This window comes from Coralloluteibacterium stylophorae, assembly GCF_018122625.2.
Classification (GTDB): domain Bacteria; phylum Pseudomonadota; class Gammaproteobacteria; order Xanthomonadales; family Xanthomonadaceae; genus Coralloluteibacterium; species Coralloluteibacterium stylophorae.
The window spans coordinates 68,981-91,346 of the sequence record NZ_JAGQFT020000011.1 but is presented as its reverse complement, the minus strand read 5'-3'; the positions used below and the strand labels follow the sequence as shown (position 1 = coordinate 91,346).

Below are 22,366 nucleotides of genomic sequence, written 5' to 3'. Positions count from 1 at the left end.
CTGAGCGTGGGAGGGGTCGGCAGCGGTTGCCGGCGGAGGCGGGACGGGGCCCGGCGGCCCCTTCCCGCCTCGGCTGCAGGCTCAGTCGCGCCGGTAGAGCTGCTTGCCCGCGGCGGCGAATTCCGCCGCCTTCCCGGCCATGCCGTGCTCCAGCGCGGCGTCGGCCGCCACGCCCTGGCTTTCGGCGTAGTCGCGCACGTCCTGGGTGATCTTCATCGAGCAGAAGTGCGGGCCGCACATCGAGCAGAAGTGCGCCGACTTGTGCGCCTCCTTCGGCATCGTCTCGTCGTGGTAGTCGCGGGCGCGCTCGGGGTCGAGACCGAGGTTGAACTGGTCCTCCCAGCGGAACTCGAAGCGCGCCTTCGACAGCGCGTTGTCGCGCGCCTGCGCGGCCGGGTGGCCCTTGGCGAGGTCGGCGGCGTGCGCGGCGATGCGGTAGGCCATCAACCCCTCGCGCACGTCGGCGCGGTTGGGCAGGCCGAGGTGCTCCTTCGGCGTGACGTAGCAGAGCATGGCGGTGCCGAACCAGCCGATCATCGCGGCGCCGATCGCCGAGGTGATGTGGTCGTAGCCGGGCGCGATGTCGGTGGTCAGCGGGCCCAGCGTGTAGAACGGCGCCTCGTCGCAGCAGGCCAGCTGCTTGTCCATGTTGGCCTTGATCAGCTGCATCGGCACGTGGCCGGGGCCCTCGATCATGGTCTGCACGTCGTGCTTCCAGGCGATCCTGGTCAACTCGCCCAGCGTCTCCAGTTCGCCGAACTGGGCGGCATCGTTGGCGTCGGCGATCGAGCCGGGACGCAGGCCGTCGCCGAGCGAGAAGCTCACGTCGTAGGCCTTCATGATCTCGCAGATCTCCTCGAAGTGCGTGTAGAGGAAGTTCTCGCGATGGTGCGACAGGCACCACTTGGCCATGATCGAGCCGCCGCGGCTGACGATGCCGGTGACGCGCTTGGCGGTGAGCGGCACGTAGCGCAGCAGCACGCCGGCGTGGATGGTGAAGTAGTCGACCCCCTGCTCCGCCTGCTCGATCAGCGTGTCGCGGAAGATCTCCCACGACAGCTCTTCGGCCTGGCCGTTGACCTTCTCCAGCGCCTGGTAGATCGGCACCGTGCCGATCGGCGCCGGCGAATTGCGCACGATCCACTCGCGGGTCTCGTGGATGTGCTTGCCGGTCGACAGGTCCATCACCGTGTCCGCGCCCCAGCGCAGCGACCACACCAGCTTCTCGACCTCCTCGGCGATGCCCGAGGACACCGCGGAATTGCCGATGTTGGCGTTGACCTTGGTCAGGAAGTTGCGGCCGATGATCATCGGCTCGAGTTCGGGGTGGTTGATGTTGGCAGGGATGATGGCGCGGCCGCGCGCGACCTCGTCGCGCACGAACTCGGGCGTGATCACGCCCGGGATCGCCGCGCCGAAGGACTCGCCGGGATGCTGGCGCAGCAGGTGCGCCTCGCGGATCGCCTCGATGCGCTGGTTCTCGCGGATCGCGATGAACTCCATCTCCGGCGTGACGATCCCGCGGCGGGCGTAATGCATCTGGGTCACGTTGGCACCGGCCACCGCCCGCCGCGGCGCATGGCGCGCGGGGAAGCGCACCGCATCGAGCTTCTGGTTGGTCTCGCGCGAGCGCCCGAATTCCGAACTCAGGCCGGCGAGCTCCTCGCTGTCGCCGCGCTCGGCGATCCAGGCCGCGCGCAGCGGCGGCAGGCCGGCAGCCAGATCGATGCTCGCGGCAGGGTCGGTGTAGGGACCGGAGGTGTCGTAGACGGTGAACGGGGCGTTCGGCTCCGGCGCCTGGCCGATGCGCGGCGTCGCGGTCAGGGCGATCTCGCGCATGGGGACGCGGAGGTCGTCGCGTGAGCCGGCGACGTGCACCTTGCGCGAACCGGGGATGGGACGGGTGACGGACTCCGACAGGGTGCGGGTCTCGTCGAGCAGCGGCTGGAGCTGGGCGTTCATGGCATTCGTCCGGGCAGTGGCGGGACGAAGCGGCGGCGCACGGCCTCCGGCCGCGAGGCGACCGGTTCCGCACGAAGCTCCCTACACCGGTGCGAGCCGGATCAGGTTCGAAGGGACTCTCTCAGCACGCACCGGCGGTCCGGCGCGGGCACCCCCGCTTCGCCGGCGATTGAAGCACGCCCGTGCGCGGGGCGACCAGCGTTCGACATTGCGCCGGCGCCATGAAGATGTGAGGAGAAGCCCCGAAAGAAGCCCGCGGCGTCGAGCGCCGCGGGTCAAACAAATCGCGAACCGGGCCGTCCGGCGGGGGAGGGGATGTCCGACGAACGACCCGGCCGCGATTCAAGCGACGCCCGGGCCACCCACCCTGACGTCGCGGAGAGAGAGACCGGCCACGCCCCCGTTGGTTCCCGGGAACCCTGCTCGCAGTTAAACATCGACCTGCGGCCCACCCTCCCCGCCCCATATCCCGCATCGCGTCGGCCGGCCCGACGGCGACTTTTCCGAAGTCCTGCCCGAGCCCGCTCCGCCACCGCGCCGATCCGTACCGCATCGCGGCCGTGACTCTCGACGCCGACGCCACCCGCGCTCCGGTCACCCGCCTGCATGCTCTTGGGCCCGGTGACTTCCGGCACTCAGTCGCATCCGCCCCGGCAGCCGATCCTTTGCGCCGTGGAGAGGGCGCGGACGGGGTGCGCTGCTAGACTTGCGCGCCCCTGCGCGCGGACGCCCGGCCCGGCCGTTTCCGGTCGGCCATCGCCGCTGCCGCCGCCCTCCGCACACCGATCAGGACACCGCACCATGACCCTCGACTTCGAACGCGCCCGGCTCGCCATGATCGAGCAGCAGATCCGCCCCTGGGAGGTCCTCGACCAGCGGGTGCTGGATGCCATGCTCGCCACGCGCCGCGAGGATTTCGTCGCCGAGGCGCAGCGTGCGCTGGCCTTCACCGACGTCGCCCTGCCGCTGGGCGGCGGCGAGTACATGATGAAGCCGGTGGTCGAAGGCCGGGCGCTGCAGGCGCTGGACATCGCCCCGGAGCACGAGGTGCTGGAGGTCGGCACCGGGTCCGGCTACCTCACCGCCTGCCTGTCGCGCCTGGCGCGGGCGGTGACCAGCATCGACATCGAGCCCGCCTTCGTCGACGCCGCGCGCGCACGGCTGGCGGCGGCCGGCTGCAGCAACGTCGAGCTGCAGGTCGCCGACGCCCTGTCCTTCGCGCCGGGGCGGCAGTACGACGCGGTCTGCGTGACCGGCGCCGTGGCCGAGATCCCCGCCTGGCTGGACGCCCTGGTCCGCCCCGGCGGCCGCGTCTTCGTCGTGCACGGCCGTTCGCCGGCGATGGAGGCTCTGCGGCTCACCCGCCAGGGCGGCGGCTGGCAGCGCGAGAGCCTGTTCGAGACCGACCTCCCCTATCTCCGCGGTGCCGCGCCGGCACCGCGGTTCGACTTCTAAGAACCGCGCGCGGGCCCACCCGCGCCCCACCCAAGGATCCTCCATGACCCGCCTGCGCACGCTCTCCCTCGCCATCGTCCTCGGACTCGGCGCGGCCTCCTCCGCGAACGCGACCGATCTGCTCGAGGCCTACCAGGCGGCGCGGATGAGCGATCCGCAGCTCTCGCAGGCGGACGCGGAGCGCCTGGCGACCGGCGAGAACGTGCCGCTGGCGCGCTCGGCGCTGCTGCCGCAGGTCGGCGGCAGCGCGACCCTGACCGAAAGCGACTCCGACAGCTATTCGGCGGGCACCGTGGAGGGCGAGATCCTCGGCACCGACAGTTCCAGCGTGATCCGCCAGCGCGACTACGCGGTCAGCCTGGAGCAGTCGATCTTCGACTGGGCCGACTGGACCAGTCTGCGCGCCGCCCGCGAGCGCGCGACCCAGGCCGACTTCGAGTACGAGGCGGAGGCCGACGCACTGTTCGTGCGCACCGCCGAGGCCTACTTCAACGTGCTCACCGCGATCGAGACGCTGGCCTCGGCGCGCGCGCAGGAACAGGCGGTCAAGCGCCAGCTCGACCAGGCCGAACAGCGCCTGGAGGTCGGTCTGGCGCCGATCACCGACGTGCACGAGGCCCAGGCCGGCTACGACAGCGCCCGCGCCAGCGCGATCCTGGCGCAGACCCAGCTCAACGACGCCTACGAGGCGCTGACCGAGATCACCGGCCAGCAGACCGAGGACCTGCGCGGCCTCGATCCCGACTACGAACCCGCCGCGCCGGTGCCGGAGGACGTCGACGCCTGGGTCGACCAGGCGCTGACCGGCAATCCCAGCATCCAGGCGGCCGAGCTCGCCGCGAGCGCCGCCGAGCACGACATCGACACCGCGCGCGCCGGCCACCTGCCCACCCTCACCGCCAGCGTCAGCTACGGCAAGGGCGCCAGCTGGGGCACCCAGACCCTCGCCACCGGCGACCGCATGATCGACACCGCCAACGACGGCACCACCGTCGGCGTGCGCCTGAACGTGCCGATCTTCAGCGGCGGCGCGGTGCGCGCGCGCGTGCGCCAGGCCGGCTACCAGCGCGACGCCGTGCTCGACCTTCTCGAGCAGACCCGTCGCTCGATCAACCGTTCCACCCGCAGCATCTACGACGCGGTGGTCGCCGGGATCAGCGAGGTCGAGGCGCGCCGTGCGGCGGTGGTCTCGGCGCGCAGCGCCTACGACGCATCCGAGGCGGGCCTCGAGGTCGGCACCCGCACCATCGTCGAGGTGCTGATCACCCAGCAGAACCTGTTCGCCGCGCAGCGCGAGTACGCCGCGGCCCGGCACAACTTCCTGGTCAACACGCTGCGCCTGAAGCAGGCCACCGGCACCATCGCCTACGAGGACATCGCGGCGATCAACCGCCTGCTGACCACCGACGCCGAGGCCGCGCTGGATCCGGAAGCGATCAAGGAGTCGGCCACTCCGGACATGGGCGTGCCTCCGGCGACCATCCCGCGCAACGACTGACGCCGTCCTCGGCGGCGCCTAGGCGGCCGGCAGCAGCGTCTCCAGGAGTTCGAGCGTGCGCGCCAGCGCGCCGCGCTCCTCGGCGACCAGGGCGCGCCCCGCCGCGCCCATGCGTGCGCAGGCGACGCGGTCGTCCAGCAGCTCGCTCACGGCCACCGCGAGCGCCTCGGCGTCCGCGACCTGCCGGACCGCGTCCACGCGCAGCAGCGCGCGGGTGATCTCGGCGAAGTTGAAGGTCTCCGGGCCGACCACGGAAGGCACGCCGAGCGCCGCCGGCTCCAGCAGGTTGTGGCCGCCGATCGGCTGCAGGCTGCCGCCGACGAAGGCCAGGTCGGCGGCGGCATAGAAGGCCATCAGCTCGCCGAGGGTGTCGACCACGAAGCAGGCGGTGTCCGGCCCCGGCAGACGATCGCGGGTGCGGGTGGCGACGTCGAACCCCGCCTCGCGCGCCGCCGCGGCGACACCCGCGAACCGGTCGGGATGGCGCGGCGCCCACAGCAGCAGCGCATGCGGATGGCGTGCAAGCACCGCCCGGTGCGCAGCGAGCACCGCCGCGACCTCTTCCTCGTGGGTGCTGGCGGCGATCCACACCGGCCGCGCCGCTCCCCAGCCCCGGCGCCAGGCGTGCGCCTGCGGCAGCAGCGCCGGGTCCATGTCCTGGTCGTACTTGAGATTGCCGGTGACCCGGACCCGCTCCGGCGCCGCACCCAGCACCTGGTAGCGGTGGGCGTCGTGCTGCGACTGCGCCGCGACCAGCGCCACCGCGTCCAGCGCCATGCGCACCAGCGGACGCAGCGGCGCGTAGCCGCGCAGCGAGCGCGCCGACAGCCGCGCGTTGGCGATCATCAGCGGGATGCCGCGGTCCTGGCACTGGCAGAAGAGGTTGGGCCAGATCTCGGTCTCCATGACCACGCCCGCCGCGGGGCGGACGTGGTCGAGGAAACGCGCCACCGCGCCCGGCATGTCGTAGGGCAGGTACAGGTGCTCGACCCCCTCGCCCCACAGCGCACGCCCCCGCGCCGAGCCCGTGGGCGTCACCGTGGTCACCACCAGGCGCCGTCCGGGATGCGCCCTGCGGAAGGCGTTGACCAGCGGCTGCGCGGCGTTGACCTCGCCCACCGAGACCGCGTGCACCCACAGCGCGCCTCCCGGCGCACGCGCGGCCAGCCAGCCGAAGCGTTCGCCCCAGCGCTGCAGGTATTCGCGCTGGCGCATGCCGCGCCACACCAGGTGGTAGAGCGTCAGCGGCGCCAGGAGGTACATGGCCAGGGAGTACAGGCCGCGCAGCGCGCGCCGAGCCGGGGAACTTCGCATCGGCGCAAGGATAGCCGAGCCCTTGCGGCTCGGTCCGGACGCCGCGGGCGAGCACCTACAATGCGCGGATGGTCCGACACGTCGCCTCCCCGCCCAACGATCCCGGCCTGCCGCCCCGCGCCCCGCGCGACTGGCCGGGGTGGATCGGCGTCGGCGTGGGCGTGCTCGCTGCGCGCCTGCCATGGGCGCTGCAGCGCCGCCTGGGCGTCGGCATCGGCCGGCTGCTGAAGTACGCGATGCCGCCGCGCCGCCGCGCCGCCCGCCGCAACCTGGCGCTGTGCCTGCCGGAGCTGGACGATGCGGCGCGCGAAACCCTCCTCGACCGCAGCTTCGACGCGCTCGGCGTCGGCGTGTTCGAGTTCGCGCGGGCCTGGTGGGGCTCGGTCGCGCCGATGCGTGGCGCCGTGGAGATCCAGGGCCTGGAGCACCTCGAGGCGCTGCGCGCGCAGGGGCGCGGCATCCTGCTGGTATCCGGCCACTTCACCACGCTGGAGCTGTGCGGGCGCCTGCTCTGCGACCACCTCCAGCTCGCCGGCATGTACCGCCTGCACGACAGCCCGGCGATGGAGTGGGCGGTCAAGCGCGGGCGCCTGCGCTACGCCAGCGCCATGTACACCCAGGACGCGCTGCGCCCGGTGGTGAAGCTGCTGAAGTCGGGCGGCGCGCTGTGGTACGCGCCCGACCAGGACATGCGCGGCAAGGACACCGTGTTCGCGCCGTTCTTCGGGATGCCGGCCGCGACCATCACCGCCACCCACCAGCTCGCCCGGCTGACCGGCTGCGCGGTGGTGCCGTTCTTCCACCGCCGCGAGGGCGACCGCTACGTGCTGCGGGTCGGCGCGCCGCTGCAGGAGTTCCCGACCGCGGACGCCACCGCCGACACCGCCCGCGTGAACGCGGCGATCGAGGCGATGGTGCGCGAGGCGCCGGCCCAGTACCTGTGGATCCACCGGCGCTTCAAGCGCCAGCCGGACGGCCGTTCGCCGTACTGATCACGCGCCGGGGCGCACCGCTGCGCGGGGCGCGTCGCGCGCCAGCAGGGTGCCGGCGAACAGCGCGGCCAGCAGCAGGGTGACGCCGCCCCAGAAGGTCGAGTAGGTCGCCAGGTGGGTGTTGAGCGGGAACACGGTCACCGCCAGTGCCAGGCCGGGGACCGCCGCGCGCAGGCGCGCCGCAGTGCTGGCGACGAACCACGCCCGCAGCGCGAGCGCCACGCCGAACAGCCACAGCACCATGCCGGCCAGGCCGGTCTCGCTGAGGATCTCGAGCACGATCTGGTGCGCATGGAAGGCGCCGTAGGGGCGGCCGTCGCAGCGCGAACCGCCGCCTTCGCGCAGGAACTGGTCGCCCGGCTCGGCGTAGTCCGGATAGGCGCAGCGGAAGCCGCGCACGCCGACGCCGGTCAGCGGGTGGTCCAGCGCCATACGGCCGGCCACGGTCCAGATCGCCAGACGCCCCGACAGCGCATGGTCCACGCCCTCCTCCTCGCCGCTGAGCGCCGCCTCGGTCCGTTCCATGCGCGCCATCAGCCGGTCGGAGACGCTCACCGCCAGCCCGCCGACCACGCCGGCGCCGAGCACCAGCACCAGCAGCGCGCGCTTCAGGCCCAGCAGCACCCAGCCACTGACCGCCAGCACCAGCGCGTAGGTGAGCCAGGATGCGCGCGAGCCGGCCAGCAGCACCACCACGAACATGGCGCCCGCCGCCAGCACCCAGCCCGCCGTGCCGAGGCGGCGTGCCGCCGCGGCCAAGGGGAACGGCGCGAGGCTGGCGATGACGATGCCGAGCTTGAAGTTGCCGTCCGCGCCGAAGATACCGTTGATGCGGTCGACCTCGCCCGGCAGATGGCCGCCGAGGCTCCAGCCGGTGACCGCCTGCACCAGGGCGTCGAGCGTCCAGATGCCGACCACCGCGGCGATGCCGTTGAAGGCAATCCGCCGCCCGCGGGCGTCGGCCACCGCCATCGCCGCCAGCCACAGCGCCGGCAGGTAGACCAGGTGGCCGACCACGTTCTCGGCGGTCTCGCGCGGGTCCACGGCGCCGAGCAGCGAGAACGCTTCCGGCAGCCAGTAGGCGAGGAATAGGACCGAGGTCAGCGCCCAGGCCTCGTGGCTGAGGTAGCGGCTGCCGCCGCGGAAACGCTGCCGTATCAGCAGTCCGCACGCGACCAGCGCCCCGAGCACCAGGATCCCGGCGGCCACGCCGCGCCCCGGCCACGTCGCGACGAAGGCGATGACCCACCACGGCGCCCAGCGGAAGGAGGCGGGCGTGTCAGGCGTCGGCGAGTCGGACATAGAGGGCAAGGGTGGCGGCCTGCATGGCGGCGAGCGAGTACGGGATGGTAACCGGCGGCGCCGGCGCGTCCTCGAGCAGCGCACGTGCGCGCGCGGCGAGCGCATCCATGTCGCCCAGCGCCGCCGCGCCTGTGGGATAGAGCGCGGCGAGCAGCTCGCCGACGCCGCCGTGCGCCCAGCCCAGCACCGGCCGCCCGACCGCGAGCGCCTCGACCACCGTGCGGCCGAAGGCCTCCGGCTTGCGCGAGAGCTGCAGCACCAGATCGCTGGCGGCATAGGCATCGACGATGTCGTCGCGCGGCGGCCCGATCGCGAGCTGGCCGTCGACGCCGGCGCCGCGCGCCAGCGCGCGCAGTTCCTCGAGATAGCCTTCGCGCCCGGTGCCGCCGGCACCCATCAGCCACAGGCGCGCGTCGATGCCGCCCGCACGCAGCGCGGCCAGCACCGCGATGGCGTCGCCGTGGCCCTTGAGCCGGGTGCCGCGCCCCGGCATCAGCAGCAGGCGCCCGCCGGCGAGCTCGGGATGGGTGGCCTCGAGCGCCGCGCGCCAGCCGGCCGGCGGCGCATGGTCGCGGGGGAAGGCGGCCGGGTCGATGCCGCGCGGGATCACCTCGATCCGCGCCGGGTCGGTGTCCGGATAGTGGGCGCGCACATGCGCGCGCACCGTCTCCGACACACAGATCACGCGCTCGCCGCGGGCCATGATCCGCGAGTAGCGCGAGGGGGAATTGAGGCCGTGGACGGTGGTGACGAAGCGCGCGCGCAGGCGCGCGTCGCGCAGCGCCAGGTGGCCGATCCACGCCGGCAGGCGCGAGCGCGCGTGCACGATGTCGGCATTGAGCCGGGTGAGCACCCGCCGCAGGGCCGGCACCTGGCGCAGCACCCACGGCGACTTGCGCCCGATGTCGAGCTCGACGTGCTCGCTGCCGGCGGCCAGCAGCGCAGCGACCAGGCGCCCGCCGGCCGAGACCACCACCGAACGGTGACCGGCGGCGACCAGTGCCGCGGCGATCTCCAGCGTGGAACGCTCGACGCCGCCGGACTCCAGTGCCGGCAGCAGCTGCACCACGGTCAGGCGACGCGGCATGCGCGGGGGGTCAGTCCTTCAGGACGTAGAGCGCGCCGCAGTAGGGGCATTTCGCCTCGCCGCCCTGCGTCTCGATCGGCAGGTAGACGCGCGGGTGCGAGTTCCACAGCCCCATGCCCGGCATCGGGCACGACAGCGGCAGGTCGGAGCGGGTGACCTCGTAGCGGCGCTCCGCGTTGGCGAGAGTCGCGGCGGGCGCGGTGGCGGACGGCTCGGAGGAAGAGGTATGGGTCATGGCGGTGTGCGTGAACGGGCCCGGCGGAGGGCCGCTAGTGTAGCGGAGCGGACCGCGACGGCAGGATCAGGGCAGCGCCACGAGCAGCAGTTCGAGCGGCGCCAGCGCGCGCAGCTCGAGCATCCCGACCTCGGCGACCAGGGCGCCGTCGCCGGCGACGAGTTCCTCGGGCCCGGGCCCGAGCGCGACCACGCCCGCGACCACGTGCAGCCAGGCCCGCGTCGAGCCCAGCTCATGGCGAAGCGCGGCATCCGCCGGCACCCGCAGCAGCCAGACCTCGGCGTCGCCGTGCAGCGTCAGCGGCGCGTCGGCGCGCGCGGCCAGGCGATGCGCGCCCGGCTGCGTCGGCACCGTGGCGCGCACGCGCGCCGGTGGCAGGTTGACGCGGTCGGGCTGGAGCCAGACCTGGAGCAGGCGTGCGGGCAGGTCCGCGGCCGCGTTCGCCTCGTGGACCGCGCTGCCGTGTCCGGCCTGCAGGCGCTCGATCGATCCCGCGGCCAGCGGCGCTGGATCCGCGTCGCCGGTCGTGATCGCGCCCTCCAGCACCCAGGTCAGCACATCCATGTTCGCGCGCCGCTGCGGTCCGGCATCGGCGCCGGGCGCCAGCGCCAGCACGTTCAGCGCGCGCAGCGCTCCCACCCCCGTCCAGGCCGGATCGAAGGCGTCGCCGCCGGAAAAGGTATGGCGGGCCTCGAGGCCGGGCCGGCGGGTGACGCCGCGCGCTCCGGCGCGGCGGATCAGGAGCGACATGGCGGGATCCATTGGCTGCAAAAGAGCGCGGCGCCCGAAGGCGCCGCGCCGGACCGCATTATCGGCGGCGGCCGTCACTTCTTGTCGGCGGTCGCCTCGACGGTGATCTCGACCTCGACCTCGTCACTCACCGCCGGCGCGTAGTTGCCGACGCCGAAGTCCGAGCGCTTGAGCGTGGTGGTGGCGGCGAAGCCCGCCGCCGGCACCTTGCGCATGGGATGCTCGCCGACCTCGTTGATGGTCACATCCAGCGTCACCGGCCGGGTCTGGCCATGCACGGTGAGATCGCCGGTCACCTCCAGCCTGCCCTCGCCCGCCGGGGCCACCGAGGTGCTCTTGAAGGTCGCCTCCGGATAGCTGCCGGCATCCAGCCACTTGCCGCTTTCCAGGTGCTCGTTGAATTCGTCGCTCTGGGTCTGCAGGCCGGACAGCGGCAGGGTGACCTCGACGCTGGACGCGGTCGGATCCTGCGGATCGTAGGTCAGCGTGCCCTCGACGTCGCCGAAGCGGATGGTCGGGTTGGAGAAGCCGAAGTGGCTCCAGCTGACCAGGACGTCGGTATGGCTGGGATCGATGGTGTAGGTGGTCGGCGCGGCGGCGGCCGGGAAGGCGACGGCGGCGGTGGCGATGGCTGCGGCAAGACGACGGGCGTGCATGGGTGGTGCTCCTCTTGACGGTGGACCGGGCCGAGGCCCGGAGGGATCAGACGATGCGCGCGGCCTCGTCGAACGGCAGACGCGGGGAACGCGGGAACAGCTGGCCGTCGTCGCCGACGCCGAGGTTGACCAGGAAGTTGGACTTGACCGAGGTGCCGGCGAAGAACAACTCGTCGACCATGGCGTTGTCGAAGCCCGACAGCGGCCCGACGTCGAGGCCGAGCGCACGCGCGGCCAGGATCAGGTAGGCGCCCTGCAGGGTGCCGTTGCGGAAGGCCGACTCGCGGATCAGCGCGTCGTTGCCCTCGAACCAGGACTTCGCATCGGTGTGCGGGAACAGGTAGGGCAGCTTCTCGTGGAACGCCAGGTCGTAGCCGATGATCACGGTGACCGGCGCGGCCATGGACTTGGGCCGGTTCATTTCCGACAGCGCCGGCTCCAGCTTCTTCTTGGCCTCCGGCGAGGTCACGAAGACGAAGCGCGCCGGGCTCTGGTTGGCGCTGGTCGGGCCCCACTTCACCAGGTCGTAGAGCGCATGCAGCGTCTCCGGCGCGATGCTGCCGCCGAGCACGTTGTGGGTGCGCGCGCTGCTGAAGAGGCTGTCGAGCGCGGCGCTCTCGAGCGCCGTGCGGGGGCGGGCATCTGCCATCGGGGTCACTCCGGGATTTCGGTCCAGCGGCGCAGTGTAAGGGCGTTGCGCGAACCGCATCAGATGGACGCTCCGGAACTGATTGTTCGCATCAACGGACCCAATCCTTCGACCCGGGCCACGGGTGTTGCATCGACTAGACTCCGCGCCCATGCCGCGCCCGCCTTCCATCTGGACCCTCACCGACGGCGCCGCCGGCAACCGCCGCCAGGCCGAAGCGCTTGCGAACGCGCTCGTCCCGGCGGAGCCGCTGGCGGTCGCGCTCGCCGCCGCGCAGCCCTGGCGCGCGCTGGCACCGCGGCGCCTGCCGGGCGCGGGCCGGGCATTCGGCCGCGAGTTCCGCGAGCGGCTCCGGCAGCCGCCGGAGCTGGCCATCGGCTGCGGCCGCCAGGCCGCGCTGGCGACCCGCCTGTTGCGCCGGGCCGGCGCCCGCGCGGTCCAGATCCTGGATCCGCGCATCGCCCCGCGGCACTGGGACCTGGTGATCGCGCCGGAGCACGACGGCCTGGCCGGCGACAACGTGATCGCCGTGCGCGGCAGCCTGCACCCGGTCGACGCCGCCTGGCTGGCCGCCGCCCGTGCCGCGCATCCGGAGCTCGGCGCGCTGCCCGGGCCACGGATCGGCCTGCTGCTCGGCGGCCCGGTCGCGGCGGTGCCGTGGACGCCTGCCGACCTCGACGCCCTGCTGCGGCGGGTGGCTGGCGAGGTCGCCGCGGCCGGCGGCAGCCTGCTGGTCAGCGGCTCGCGGCGCACCCCCGCATGGGCGGCGCAGGCGGTGCGGGCGTGCGCGAAGGGCTTGCCGGGCCTGCGCTGGTTCGGCGCGGGCGACGGTGCCAACCCCTATCCCGGCCTGCTGGGCTGGGCCGATCGCCTGCTGGTCTCCGCCGACTCGATCAACCTGCTGTCCGAGGCGGCGGCGACCACGGCGACGCTGGAGGTGATGCTGGCGAGCGGCCGCCAGGACAGCCGCCACGCGCGGTTCCTGGGCAGCCTGTTCGACAGCGGCCGCGCCTCCGCCGCAGGTGGACCAGCCGGCCCCGCCGTGCCCTGGCGCGAACTGCCGCGCGTGGTCGAGGCCGTCCGGCAGCGCCTCGGGCTGCCCGCGCCGTGCTGAACGCGACATTGCGGCGCCTGCGGCAGCCTTTCTTCCGCAGCGACGGAACCGGCGCCGGACCGCGTTGCAATCCCGCGCGGCGGCCGCCCGGCCCCGTTCCCGTTCCACCCGTACTGGATCCTCCATGACCGACCTCCCTGGCGCCGAGCCCCGTCCCCGTCCCGGCGCACCCGCGCCACGCTCGCGCAGGCGCCAGCTCGTGCTCGGCATGGTCCTGGTCCTGGCCCTGGCGCTGGTCGGCTGGCTGGTGGTGCGGTTCACCGGCGGCGAGGCCGGCGGGCGCTTCCAGCGGCCGTCGTCCACCGTCACCGTGGTGGCCGCGGCCACCGCCGACGTGCCGGTCGAACTCGAGGCGCTGGGCACGGTGACGCCGACCGCCACCGCCACGGTGCGGCCGCAGGTCTCGGGCGTGGTCACCCGCGTCGCCTACGAGGAAGGCCAGACCGTCCGCCAGGGCGACCTGCTGGTGCAGATCGACCCGCGCCCGTTCGAGATCGCGCTGGCGCAGGCGCGTGGCTCGCTGCAGCAGAGCGAGTCGCAGCTCGCCGACGCGCGCGTCTCGCTGGAACGCTTCCAGCAGCTCCTCGGTCAGGACTCGATCGCGCGCCAGGAGGTCGACACCCAGGCCGCCACCGTGCGCCAGCTCGAGGGTGCGGTCGCTAGCGCGCGCGCCGCGGTACGCGATGCCGAACTCGACCTCGACTTCGCCAGCGTCGAGGCGCCGATCGACGGCGTGGTCGGCCTGCGCACGGTCGACGTCGGCAACTACGTGGCCGCCGGCGACGCCACCGGCGTGGCGGTGATCACCCGCACCACGCCCATCGACGTGGCCTTCGCCATCCCGCAGGACCGCGTCGCCGACGTGCGCGCCCGTGCCGGCCTCACCGCCCTCGACGAGGAAGGCAACGATGCCGACCGCGCGCTGCCGGTGATCGCGCTCGACCGCACCCGCTCCCAGGCGCTGGCCAGCGGCCGCTTCCTGGCGATGGACAACCAGATCAGCACCGACACCGGCACGGTCGGCGCCAAGGCGCGCTTCGACAATGCCGACGGCGCGCTGTTCCCGAACCAGTTCGTCAACGTGCGCCTGCGCCTGCAGACCCTCGAGGACGCGGTCACCGTGCCGCTGACCGCGCTGCGCCAGAACGACGACGGCGCCTTCGTCTACGTGGTCAACGCCGACAGCACGGTGACCCTGACGCCGGTCGTCGCCGGCGTCTCCGACGACAGCCGCGTGGTGGTCGCCGAGGGGCTCGCCGCCGGCACCGAGGTGGTGACCGAGGGCGGCGACCGGCTGGTCGACGGCGCCATGGTGATGCGCGCCGGCCAGGTGCCGCCGATGGCTGCGCCCGCCGGCGACGAATCTCCGCAGCGCCGCCGCGGCCGTCCGCCGGGAGGCGGCCCGCGCGGCTGATGCCGCGCCGCGCCCGCCCCTGCCCCGCGCCGCCCGAGACGCCATGAATCCCTCCGCACCCTTCATCCACCGCCCGGTGGCGACCTCGCTGCTGATGGCGGCGATCCTCATCGTCGGCGCGCTCGGCTTCCGCTTCCTGCCGCTGTCGGCGCTGCCCGAGGTCGACTACCCGACCATCCAGGTCACCACCAGCTATCCCGGCGCCAGCGCCGAGGTGATGAGCGCGACGGTGACCGCGCCGCTCGAGGGCGAGCTCGGCGAGATGTCGGGCCTGCTGCGCATGAGTTCGGTGAGCGGCGCCGGCGCCTCGGTGATCACCCTGCAGTTCGGGCTCGACGAAGAGCTCGACAACGCCGAGCAGGAGGTCCAGGCGGCGATCAACGGCGCCACCAGCCTGCTGCCGACCGACCTGCCGGCGCCGCCGGTCTACGCCAAGGTCAATCCGGCCGACGCGCCGGTGCTGACGCTCGCGGTCACCTCCGACGTGCTGCCGCTGACCGAGGTCCGCAACCTCGTCGATACCCGCCTGGCGCAGAAGATCTCGCAGGTCTCGGGCGTCGGCCAGGTCAGCCTCGCCGGCGGGCAGAAGCCGGCGATGCGCGTGCAGGCCGACACCCGCGCGCTGGCCTCGTTCGGGCTGACCCTGGACGACGTGCTCTCGACCATCGACGCCGCCAACGCCAACGGCGCCAAGGGCACGCTCAACGGCGCCGAGAAGACCTTCGCGATCAACGCCAACGACCAGCTGCTGACGGTGGAGGACTACCGCCGGCTGATCGTGACCTTCGCCGGCGGCGCCGCCGTGCGGCTGGAGGACGTGGCGACCGTGGTCGAGGGCGCGGAGAACGTGCAGCTCGGCGCCTGGGCCGACCGCACCCCGGCGATCCTCCTCGACGTGCGCCGCCAGCCCGGCGCCAACGTGATCGACACCGTCGACCGCATCCGCGCGCAGCTGCCCGATCTCGAGGCCTCGCTGCCGGGCGCGCTCGAGCTGCGCGTGCTCGCCGACCGCACCGGCGGCATCCGCGCCGCGGTGCACGACGTCGAGATGGAGCTGGTGCTGGCGGTGGTCCTGGTCGTGCTGGTGATCTACGTGTTCCTGCACGACGCGCGGGCCACGCTCATCGCCAGCATCGCGGTGCCGGTGTCGATCGTCGGCAGCTTCGCGGTGATGTACCTGGCCGGCTTCAGCCTCAACAACCTGAGCCTGATGGCGCTGACCATCGCGACCGGCTTCGTCGTCGACGACGCGATCGTGATGATCGAGAACATCGAACGCCACCGCGAGATGGGCCAGCCGCCGTTCGCCGCCGCGGTCAAGGGCGCGAAGGAGATCGGCTTCACCATCATCTCGCTGACCATCTCCCTGGTCGCGGTGCTGATCCCGCTGCTGTTCATGGGCGACGTCGTCGGCCGGCTGTTCCGCGAGTTCGCGGTGACCCTGGCGATCACCATCCTGATCTCGGCGGTGGTCTCGCTCACCATCGTGCCGATGCTCGCCGCGCGCTGGCTGCGCCACGGCGACGCACACGACGCGGAACCGCGGCGGCCGTCCCTGGCGCAGCGCTTCGGCGCGCGCACGCAGGCCTTCTTCGACAGGGTCGTCGCCCGCTACGACCGCGGCCTGGGCTGGGTGCTCGCGCACCAGACCCTGACCCTGGCGGCGACGCTCGGCACCATCGTGCTGACCCTGGCGATGTACGCCTGGATCCCCAAGGGGCTGTTCCCGACCCAGGACACCGGCCAGCTCCGCGGCGTGGTCCAGGCCGAGCAGGGCGTTTCCTACGCGCGCATGGCGCGGCTGCAGGGGGCGCTGGTCGATGCGCTGCTGGCCGATCCCGACGTCGCATCCATCGCCTCCAGCGTCGGCGTCGACGCCGCCGGCAGCGCGCTTCTGTCCGCCGGCGGGCTGACCATCAACCTGGCCGCCGACCGCGGCGACCTGGACGACGTCCAGGCACGCCTGCGCGAACGCGCGGAGGACGTGGCCGGGGTCGAACTGTTCCTGCAGCCGGTGCAGGACCTCGCCATCGATGCCGAGACCGGCCCGACCCAGTACCGCGTCTCGGTCGAGGGCGCGGACTCGCAGGAGGTCGATGCCTGGACCCGGGCGCTGGCCGCGCGGCTGGGCGAGGTCGGCTCCCTGCGCAACGTCACCACCCGCGCCGGCAACGAAGGCCCTGCGGTCTACGTAGACATCGACCGCGACACCGCCGCACGGCTCGGCATCACCGCGCTGGCGATCGACGAGGCGCTCTACAGCGCCTTCGGCCAGCGCATCGTCTCGACCATCTTCACCCAGACCAACCAGTACCGGGTGATCCTCGAGGCCAGCCCCGACCTCACCGGGAGCCGCCAGGCGCTCGACACCCTGCAGCTGCGCACCGGCTCCGGCGCCTCGACGCCGCTGTCGGCGGTGGCCACGGTCCGCGAGCACCGCGCGCCGCTGCAGGTCACGCGCGTGGCGCAGTTCCCGGCGGCGACGCTGGGCTTCGACGTCGCGCCCGGCGTGGCGCTCGGCGATGCGGTCGCCGACATCCGCGCCGCGGCCGCGGACATCGACTTCCCCGCCGGTCTCGGCCTGACCTTCCTCGGCGCGGCCAGCGCCTTCGAGAGCTCGCTCGGCAGCACCGCGTGGCTGATCGTCGGCGCCCTGGTCTGCGTCTACATCGTGCTGGGCGTGCTCTACGAGAGCTTCGTGCACCCGCTGACGATCCTCTCCACCCTGCCCTCGGCCGGCATCGGCGCGCTGGCCGCGCTGATGCTCGGCGGCAACGAACTCGGCGTGATCGGGATCATCGGCATCATCCTCCTGATCGGCATCGTCAAGAAGAACGCGATCATGATGATCGACTTCGCCCTCGACGCCGAACGGGTGCAGGGCATGGCGCCGCGCGACGCCATCCACCAGGCGGCGCTGCTGCGCTTCCGGCCGATCCTGATGACGACCTTCGCGGCGCTGTTCGCGGCGGTCCCGCTGATGCTGGGCACCGGCGAGGGCGCAGAGCTCAGGCGCCCGCTCGGCATCTCGATCTTCGGCGGCCTGATCGTGAGCCAGCTGCTGACCCTGTTCACCACGCCGGTGGTCTACCTGTGGTTCGACCGCCTCGGCGCGCGCTGGCGCCGGCGCCTGCCGCGCCCCGGTGAGGCCGACACGCTGCGCGGGGACGCGCAGGCGTGAACATCTCCGCGCCCTTCGTGCGCCGCCCGGTCGGCACGGTGCTGCTGACGGTCGGCCTGGCGCTGGCCGGCGCCGCGGCCTTCTTCGGCCTGCCGGTGGCGCCGCTGCCGCAGGTCGACTTCCCGACGATCTCGGTGCAGGCCCAGCTCCCCGGCGCCAGCCCGGAGACCATGGCCAGCAGCGTCGCCACGCCGCTGGAGCGCCGGCTCGGGGTGATCCCCGGGGTCGAGGAGATGACCTCGTCGAGCTCCACCGGTTCGACCCGCATCACCCTGCAGTTCGCGCTCGACCGCGACATCGACGGCGCCGCGCGCGAGGTGCAGGCGGCGATCAACGCCGCGCAGGCGGACCTGCCGGCGACGCTGACCAGCCCGCCCGGCTACAGCAAGATGAACCCGGCCGACGCGCCGATCATGATCCTGGCGCTGACCTCGCAGACCAGCACGCCCGGGCAGATCTACGACGCCGCGGCGACGGTCCTGCAGCAGGCGCTGTCGTCGGTGGACGGCGTCGGCGAGGTCGAGCTCGGCGGCGCCTCGCTGCCGGCGATCCGGGTCGAGATCCAGCCGCTGGCGCTGGCCCGCAACGGCGTCAGCCTGGAGGACGTGCGCGCCGCGCTGCAGGCGGCCAACGCCAACCGGCCCAAGGGCGCGATCGACGGCGACGCGCTGCGCTGGCAGATCCTGACCAGCCAGGTCGGACGCGACGTCGAGGGCTACCGGCGCCTGGTCGTGGCCTGGCGCAACGGCGCGCCGGTGCGGCTGGGCGACGTGGCCACGGTGCGCGACGGGGTCGAGAACGAGCAGGTCGTCGGCCTCTACAACGGCCAGCCGGCGGTGATCGTGCGCATCACCCGCGAGCCCGGCGCCAACATCGTCGAGACGGTGGACGCGATCCGCGCGCTGGTGCCGGGGCTGGCCGAGCGCCTGCCGGCCGGCGTCGAGCTGGTCATCGCCTCCGACAGCACCGACTCCATCCGCGCCTCGCTGCACGAGATCGAATTCACCCTGCTGGTGTCGATCCTGCTGGTGGTGCTGGTGGTGAGCCTGTTCCTGCGCAGCGCGCGGGCGACCTTCATCCCGGCGGTGGCGACGGTGGTGTCGATCCTCGGCACCTTCGGCGCCATGTACCTGTTCGGCTTCAGCCTCAACAACCTGTCGCTGATGGCGCTGGTGGTGGCGACCGGCTTCGTCGTCGACGACGGCATCGTGGTGCTGGAGAACATCGCCCGGCACATGGAGGCGGGCAAGGGGCGGCTGGAGGCGACCCTGCTGGGCGCGCGCGAGGTCGGCTTCACGGTGCTGTCGATCAGCCTGTCGCTGGTCGCCGTGTTCATCCCGCTGCTGCTGATGGGCGGGCTGGTCGGGCGGCTGTTCTTCGAATTCTCGGCGACGCTGGCGATCGCGGTGCTGATCTCGCTGGTGGTCTCGCTGACCACCACGCCGATGATGAGCGCCTGGCTGCTGCGCCAGGAACCGCGGCGCAGGCCCGGACGCATCGCGCGCTGGCTGGAGCGCGGCCAGGCCGGGCTGCTGCGCGGCTACGCGCGCAGCCTGGACTGGGCGCTGGCCCACGGCGGGCTGATGCTGTTCTCGCTGCTGGCGGTGGTGGTGCTCAACGTCTTCCTGCTCGCGGCGATGCCCAAGGGCTTCTTCCCCGAGCAGGACAGCGGCCGGATGATGGGCGGCCTGCGCATGGACGAGAGCGTGTCGTTCGAGAGCGCCCAGGCCAAGCTCAAGCGCTACGTCGACATCATCCGCGCGGATCCGGCGGTCGACAACGTCGTCGCCTTCACCGGCGGCCGCGCCGGCGGCGGGTTCCTGTTCACCACGCTGAAACCGCGCGGCGAGCGCGACGCCGACGCCTGGACGGTGATCGCCCGCCTGCGCCCGCAGATCGCGCAGGTCGAAGGCGCGAGCCTGTTCCTGTTCCCGGCCCAGGACCTGCGCGTCGGCGGCCGGCAGGGCAGCGGCAGCTACCAGTACACCCTGCAGAGCGACGACGCCGACGACCTGCGCACCTGGGCCACGCGCCTGGCCGAGGCGCTGAAGGGCCAGCCGGTGCTGGTCGACGTCGACACCGACCAGCAGCAGAACGGCTCGGAGACCTTTGTCGAGATCGACCGCGACACCGCCGCGCGCCTCGGCGTGAGCGCGCGCACCGTCGACAACATCCTCTACAACGGCTTCGGCCAGCGGCAGGTGTCCACGATCTACGAGGACATCAACCAGTACCGGGTGGTGATGGAGGTCGTGCCGGAGCTGGCGCAGAGCCCGTCCGACCTCGCCCACGTCTACGTGCCGGTCGCCACCGGCGCCACCCAGGCGGCGGCTGCCGGCAGCACGCCCGATCCCGCCGTCAGCAGCGCGGCGGCGGCGTCTTCGTCCGACTCCGCCTCGCCGCTGGTGGCCGGCAGCGGCGCCACCACCGGCAGCCAGAGCATCCTGCGCGACGCCGCGACCGGCAGCGCGCTCGCCGACAGCGGCCGCACCATGGTGCCGCTGTCGAGCTTCGCGACCTTCTCCGAGCGCGCCACGCCGACCTCGGTCAACCACCAGGGCGTGGAGCTGGCGACCACCATCTCCTTCAGCCTCGCCGAGGGCGCCTCGCTCAGCGACGCCCAGGCGGCGATCGCCCAGGCCGAGGCCGACATCGGCATGCCGATCAACGTGCGCGGCAGCTTCGCCGGCACCGCGGCGAGCTACCAGTCGTCGCTGTCGCAGCAGCCGCTGCTGATCGCCGCGGCGATCGTGGCGATCTACATCGTGCTCGGCATCCTCTACGAGAGCACCCTGCACCCGCTCACCGTGCTCTCCACCCTGCCCTCGGCCGGCATCGGCGCGACCCTGGCGCTGATGCTGTTCGGCATGGAGTTCTCGCTGATCGCGCTGATCGGCCTGTTCCTGCTGATCGGCATCGTCAAGAAGAACGCGATCCTGATCATCGACTTCGCCATCGACGCCGAGCGCAATCGCGGGCTGGGCCCGCGCGATGCGATCCACGAGGCCTGCCTGATGCGCTTCCGGCCGATCCTGATGACCACGCTGGCCGCCGCGCTCGGTGCGCTGCCGCTGGTGCTGGGCACCGGCGACGGCGCCGAACTGCGGCGCCCCCTGGGCGTCGCGATCATCGGCGGCCTTGCCGCCAGCCAGCTCCTGACCCTGCTCACCACGCCGGTCGTCTACCTGACCCTGGAGCGCCTCGGCGGCGCGCGCCGGCGCCCGATCCCCGGCAGCCTGCACGCGCCGCCGGGCAGCGAGGATCCCGTGCATGCCTGACCGTCCGACCCTGTCCGTCCCGATGTCCTCGCGCCCGCTCCGCCTGGCGCTGGCCTGCGTGCTCGCCTGCGCCGGCGGCTGCGCCGTCGGCCCCGACTATGTGCGCCCGGATGCCCCGGTGCCGGTGGCCTGGGGAGAAGCCGTCCCGGCCGGCCTGCCGCAGGTCGGCGACGGCCCCTGGTGGGAAGCCTGGAACGACCCGGTGCTCGACGCCCTGATCGAGCGCGTCGACCTCTCCAACCAGTCCATCGCCGCCGCCGAGGCCAGCTATCGCCAGGCCCGGGCGCTGGTGCGCGGGCAGCGCGCGGCGTGGTTTCCGACCGTCAGCGCGGATCTCGGCGCCAGCCGCAGCGGCGGCGACGCGAGCACGGTCGGCGATTCCGGCGTGATCCGCGGCAGCAACAGCCGCCAGGTCGACCTCAGCGTCGGCGCGAGCTGGGAGGTCGACGTCTGGGGCCGGGTGCGCCGCAGCGTCGAGGCGGCGCGTGCGGATGCCGCCGCCAGCGCCGCCGATCTCGCCGCCGCCCGCCTGTCCGCCCGCGGCGAACTCGCCACCGCCTATTTCCAGCTGCGCGAGGCCGACGCCGAGATCGAGCTGCTCGAGGCCACGATCGAGGGCTACGAACGCGCGCTGGAGATCACCCGCAACCGCTACGAGGCCGGAATCGTGGTCCGCAGCGACGTACTGCAGGCCGAGAGCACGCTGCGTTCGGCGCAGGCCGAGCGCGAGAGCCTGCTGCAGCAGCGCGCCCAGCTCGCGCATGCGATCGCGGTGCTGGTCGGCGAGGCGCCGGCGCGCTTCGAGGTGACGTCGGCGCCCTGGGATCCGGCGGTACCGGCGCTGCCCCTGGGCCTGCCCTCCGACCTGCTGCGGCGCCGCCCCGACGTCGCCGCGGCACAGTGGCGGATGCGCTCGGCCAACGCGTCCATCGGAGTCGCGCAGGCGGACTGGTTCCCGAGCCTCACCCTCACCGGGCGCGGCACCTCCACCGCCGACACCGTCGGCGAGCTGGTCGACGCCGCGGTCAACACCTGGAGCCTGGCGCTGGGCCTGGCCCAGACCGTGTTCGACGGCGGCGCCCGCAGCGCACAGGTGGAGAGCGCGCGCGCGAGCTACGAGGGAACCGTCGCCGACTACCGGCAGACGCTGCTGGGCGCGTTCCAGGAGGTCGAGGACAACCTCGCCGCGGCGCGTGCACTGGAGCGGCGCGCGGAGCTGCTCGCCGCGCAGTCCGAGGCCGCCGACGAGGCGGAGCGGATCATGCTCAACCGCTACCGCGCCGGCCAGGTCGCCTACACCGACGTGGTCACCGCGCAGGCCGACGCGCTGTCCGCCCGCCGCACCCTCGCCCAGGCCATGCGCGACCGCCAGACCACCGCCGTCGCCCTGGTGCAGGCGGTGGGCGGGGACTGGAGCGGCCGCGTCGATCCCGCCCCGGAGGCCGGCTGAGCGATGGGGCCTGGAGCACCGGCCGGTCG

At 73.2% G+C, this 22,366-nt stretch carries 15 protein-coding genes, 1 pseudogene and 1 riboswitch; of the genes and pseudogenes, 8 read left to right on the top strand and 8 right to left on the bottom strand.

From position 1 onward, the window contains the following. Positions 1-81 precede the first annotated feature (81 nt). Complete coding sequence (thiC, locus tag KB893_RS15295; protein ID WP_211927628.1) at positions 82-1,962, bottom strand: phosphomethylpyrimidine synthase ThiC; 1,881 nt, start codon at positions 1,960-1,962, stop codon at positions 82-84. A gap of 61 nt (positions 1,963-2,023) precedes the next feature. Further along, a riboswitch (TPP riboswitch) is annotated at positions 2,024-2,128 on the bottom strand. A 635-nt stretch (positions 2,129-2,763) separates the two neighbouring features. Here thiC and KB893_RS15290 point away from each other — a divergent pair. Then, positions 2,764-3,417: a protein-L-isoaspartate O-methyltransferase family protein gene (locus KB893_RS15290; RefSeq protein ID WP_213173847.1), complete on the top strand. Its 654-nt coding sequence runs from the start codon at positions 2,764-2,766 to the stop codon at positions 3,415-3,417. 43 nt (positions 3,418-3,460) lie between these two features. Further along, positions 3,461-4,915 carry a TolC family outer membrane protein gene (locus tag KB893_RS15285; protein WP_211926246.1) on the top strand — a complete coding sequence of 485 codons (1,455 nt, stop codon included), beginning with the start codon at positions 3,461-3,463 and terminating at the stop codon, positions 4,913-4,915. An 18-nt stretch (positions 4,916-4,933) separates the two neighbouring features. Here KB893_RS15285 and waaA read toward each other — a convergent pair whose 3' ends face one another. After that, a complete protein-coding gene (gene waaA, locus KB893_RS15280; protein WP_211926247.1) occupies positions 4,934-6,229 on the bottom strand; it encodes a lipid IV(A) 3-deoxy-D-manno-octulosonic acid transferase in 1,296 nt (431 codons plus the stop codon). A 68-nt stretch (positions 6,230-6,297) separates the two neighbouring features. Here waaA and lpxL point away from each other — a divergent pair, with 68 nt between their 5' ends. Next, complete coding sequence (gene lpxL, locus KB893_RS15275; RefSeq protein ID WP_211926248.1) at positions 6,298-7,221, top strand: LpxL/LpxP family Kdo(2)-lipid IV(A) lauroyl/palmitoleoyl acyltransferase; 924 nt, start codon at positions 6,298-6,300, stop codon at positions 7,219-7,221. On the opposite strand, the gene KB893_RS15270 is transcribed toward lpxL, so the two are convergent. From KB893_RS15270 to KB893_RS15245, 6 genes and pseudogenes are all read right to left on the bottom strand, one after another. Further along, entirely contained in the window at positions 7,222-8,523 is a 1,302-nt protein-coding gene (locus KB893_RS15270) for an O-antigen ligase family protein (protein WP_211926249.1), read from the bottom strand. It lies immediately after the preceding gene. Then, positions 8,501-9,610, bottom strand: a complete 1,110-nt coding sequence (locus KB893_RS15265) for a glycosyltransferase (protein ID WP_211926250.1) — start codon at positions 9,608-9,610, stop codon at positions 8,501-8,503. The genes KB893_RS15270 and KB893_RS15265 overlap by 23 nt, the downstream gene beginning before the upstream one ends. A gap of 10 nt (positions 9,611-9,620) precedes the next feature. Then, positions 9,621-9,845, bottom strand: coding sequence for a zinc-finger domain-containing protein (locus KB893_RS15260; RefSeq protein WP_211926251.1), 225 nt, complete (start codon positions 9,843-9,845; stop codon positions 9,621-9,623). A gap of 66 nt (positions 9,846-9,911) precedes the next feature. Continuing rightward, on the bottom strand, positions 9,912-10,595 hold the full coding sequence (locus KB893_RS15255; protein ID WP_211926252.1) for a pirin family protein: 684 nt from the start codon (positions 10,593-10,595) through the stop codon (positions 9,912-9,914). Positions 10,596-10,669: 74 nt separating this feature from the next. Beyond that, positions 10,670-11,275: pseudogene (locus KB893_RS15250) on the bottom strand (YceI family protein); the annotation flags it as partial. 22 nt (positions 11,276-11,297) lie between these two features. Next, positions 11,298-11,900 carry a malonic semialdehyde reductase gene (locus KB893_RS15245; protein WP_211926254.1) on the bottom strand — a complete coding sequence of 201 codons (603 nt, stop codon included), beginning with the start codon at positions 11,898-11,900 and terminating at the stop codon, positions 11,298-11,300. Between the two features lie 151 nt (positions 11,901-12,051). Between KB893_RS15245 and KB893_RS15240 the strand changes: the two genes are divergently transcribed. The 5 genes from KB893_RS15240 (at position 12,052) to KB893_RS15220 (ending at position 22,337) form a co-directional block, all read left to right on the top strand. Next, positions 12,052-13,014 carry a mitochondrial fission ELM1 family protein gene (locus KB893_RS15240; RefSeq protein ID WP_211926255.1) on the top strand — a complete coding sequence of 321 codons (963 nt, stop codon included), beginning with the start codon at positions 12,052-12,054 and terminating at the stop codon, positions 13,012-13,014. Between the two features lie 124 nt (positions 13,015-13,138). Continuing rightward, positions 13,139-14,428: an efflux RND transporter periplasmic adaptor subunit gene (locus KB893_RS15235; RefSeq protein ID WP_213173846.1), complete on the top strand. Its 1,290-nt coding sequence runs from the start codon at positions 13,139-13,141 to the stop codon at positions 14,426-14,428. Between the two features lie 43 nt (positions 14,429-14,471). Further along, the gene (locus KB893_RS15230) at positions 14,472-17,609 is read left to right on the top strand and encodes an efflux RND transporter permease subunit (RefSeq protein ID WP_211926257.1); all 3,138 of its coding nucleotides are present in this window, start codon (positions 14,472-14,474) and stop codon (positions 17,607-17,609) included. Next, positions 17,606-20,887, top strand: coding sequence for an efflux RND transporter permease subunit (locus tag KB893_RS15225; protein WP_211926258.1), 3,282 nt, complete (start codon positions 17,606-17,608; stop codon positions 20,885-20,887). Before KB893_RS15230 ends, KB893_RS15225 begins: the two co-directional genes overlap by 4 nt. Beyond that, positions 20,880-22,337 (top strand): efflux transporter outer membrane subunit, encoded by a 1,458-nt coding sequence (locus KB893_RS15220; RefSeq protein ID WP_211926259.1) that lies wholly within the window; start codon positions 20,880-20,882, stop codon positions 22,335-22,337. The genes KB893_RS15225 and KB893_RS15220 overlap by 8 nt, the downstream gene beginning before the upstream one ends. Positions 22,338-22,366 lie beyond the last annotated feature (29 nt).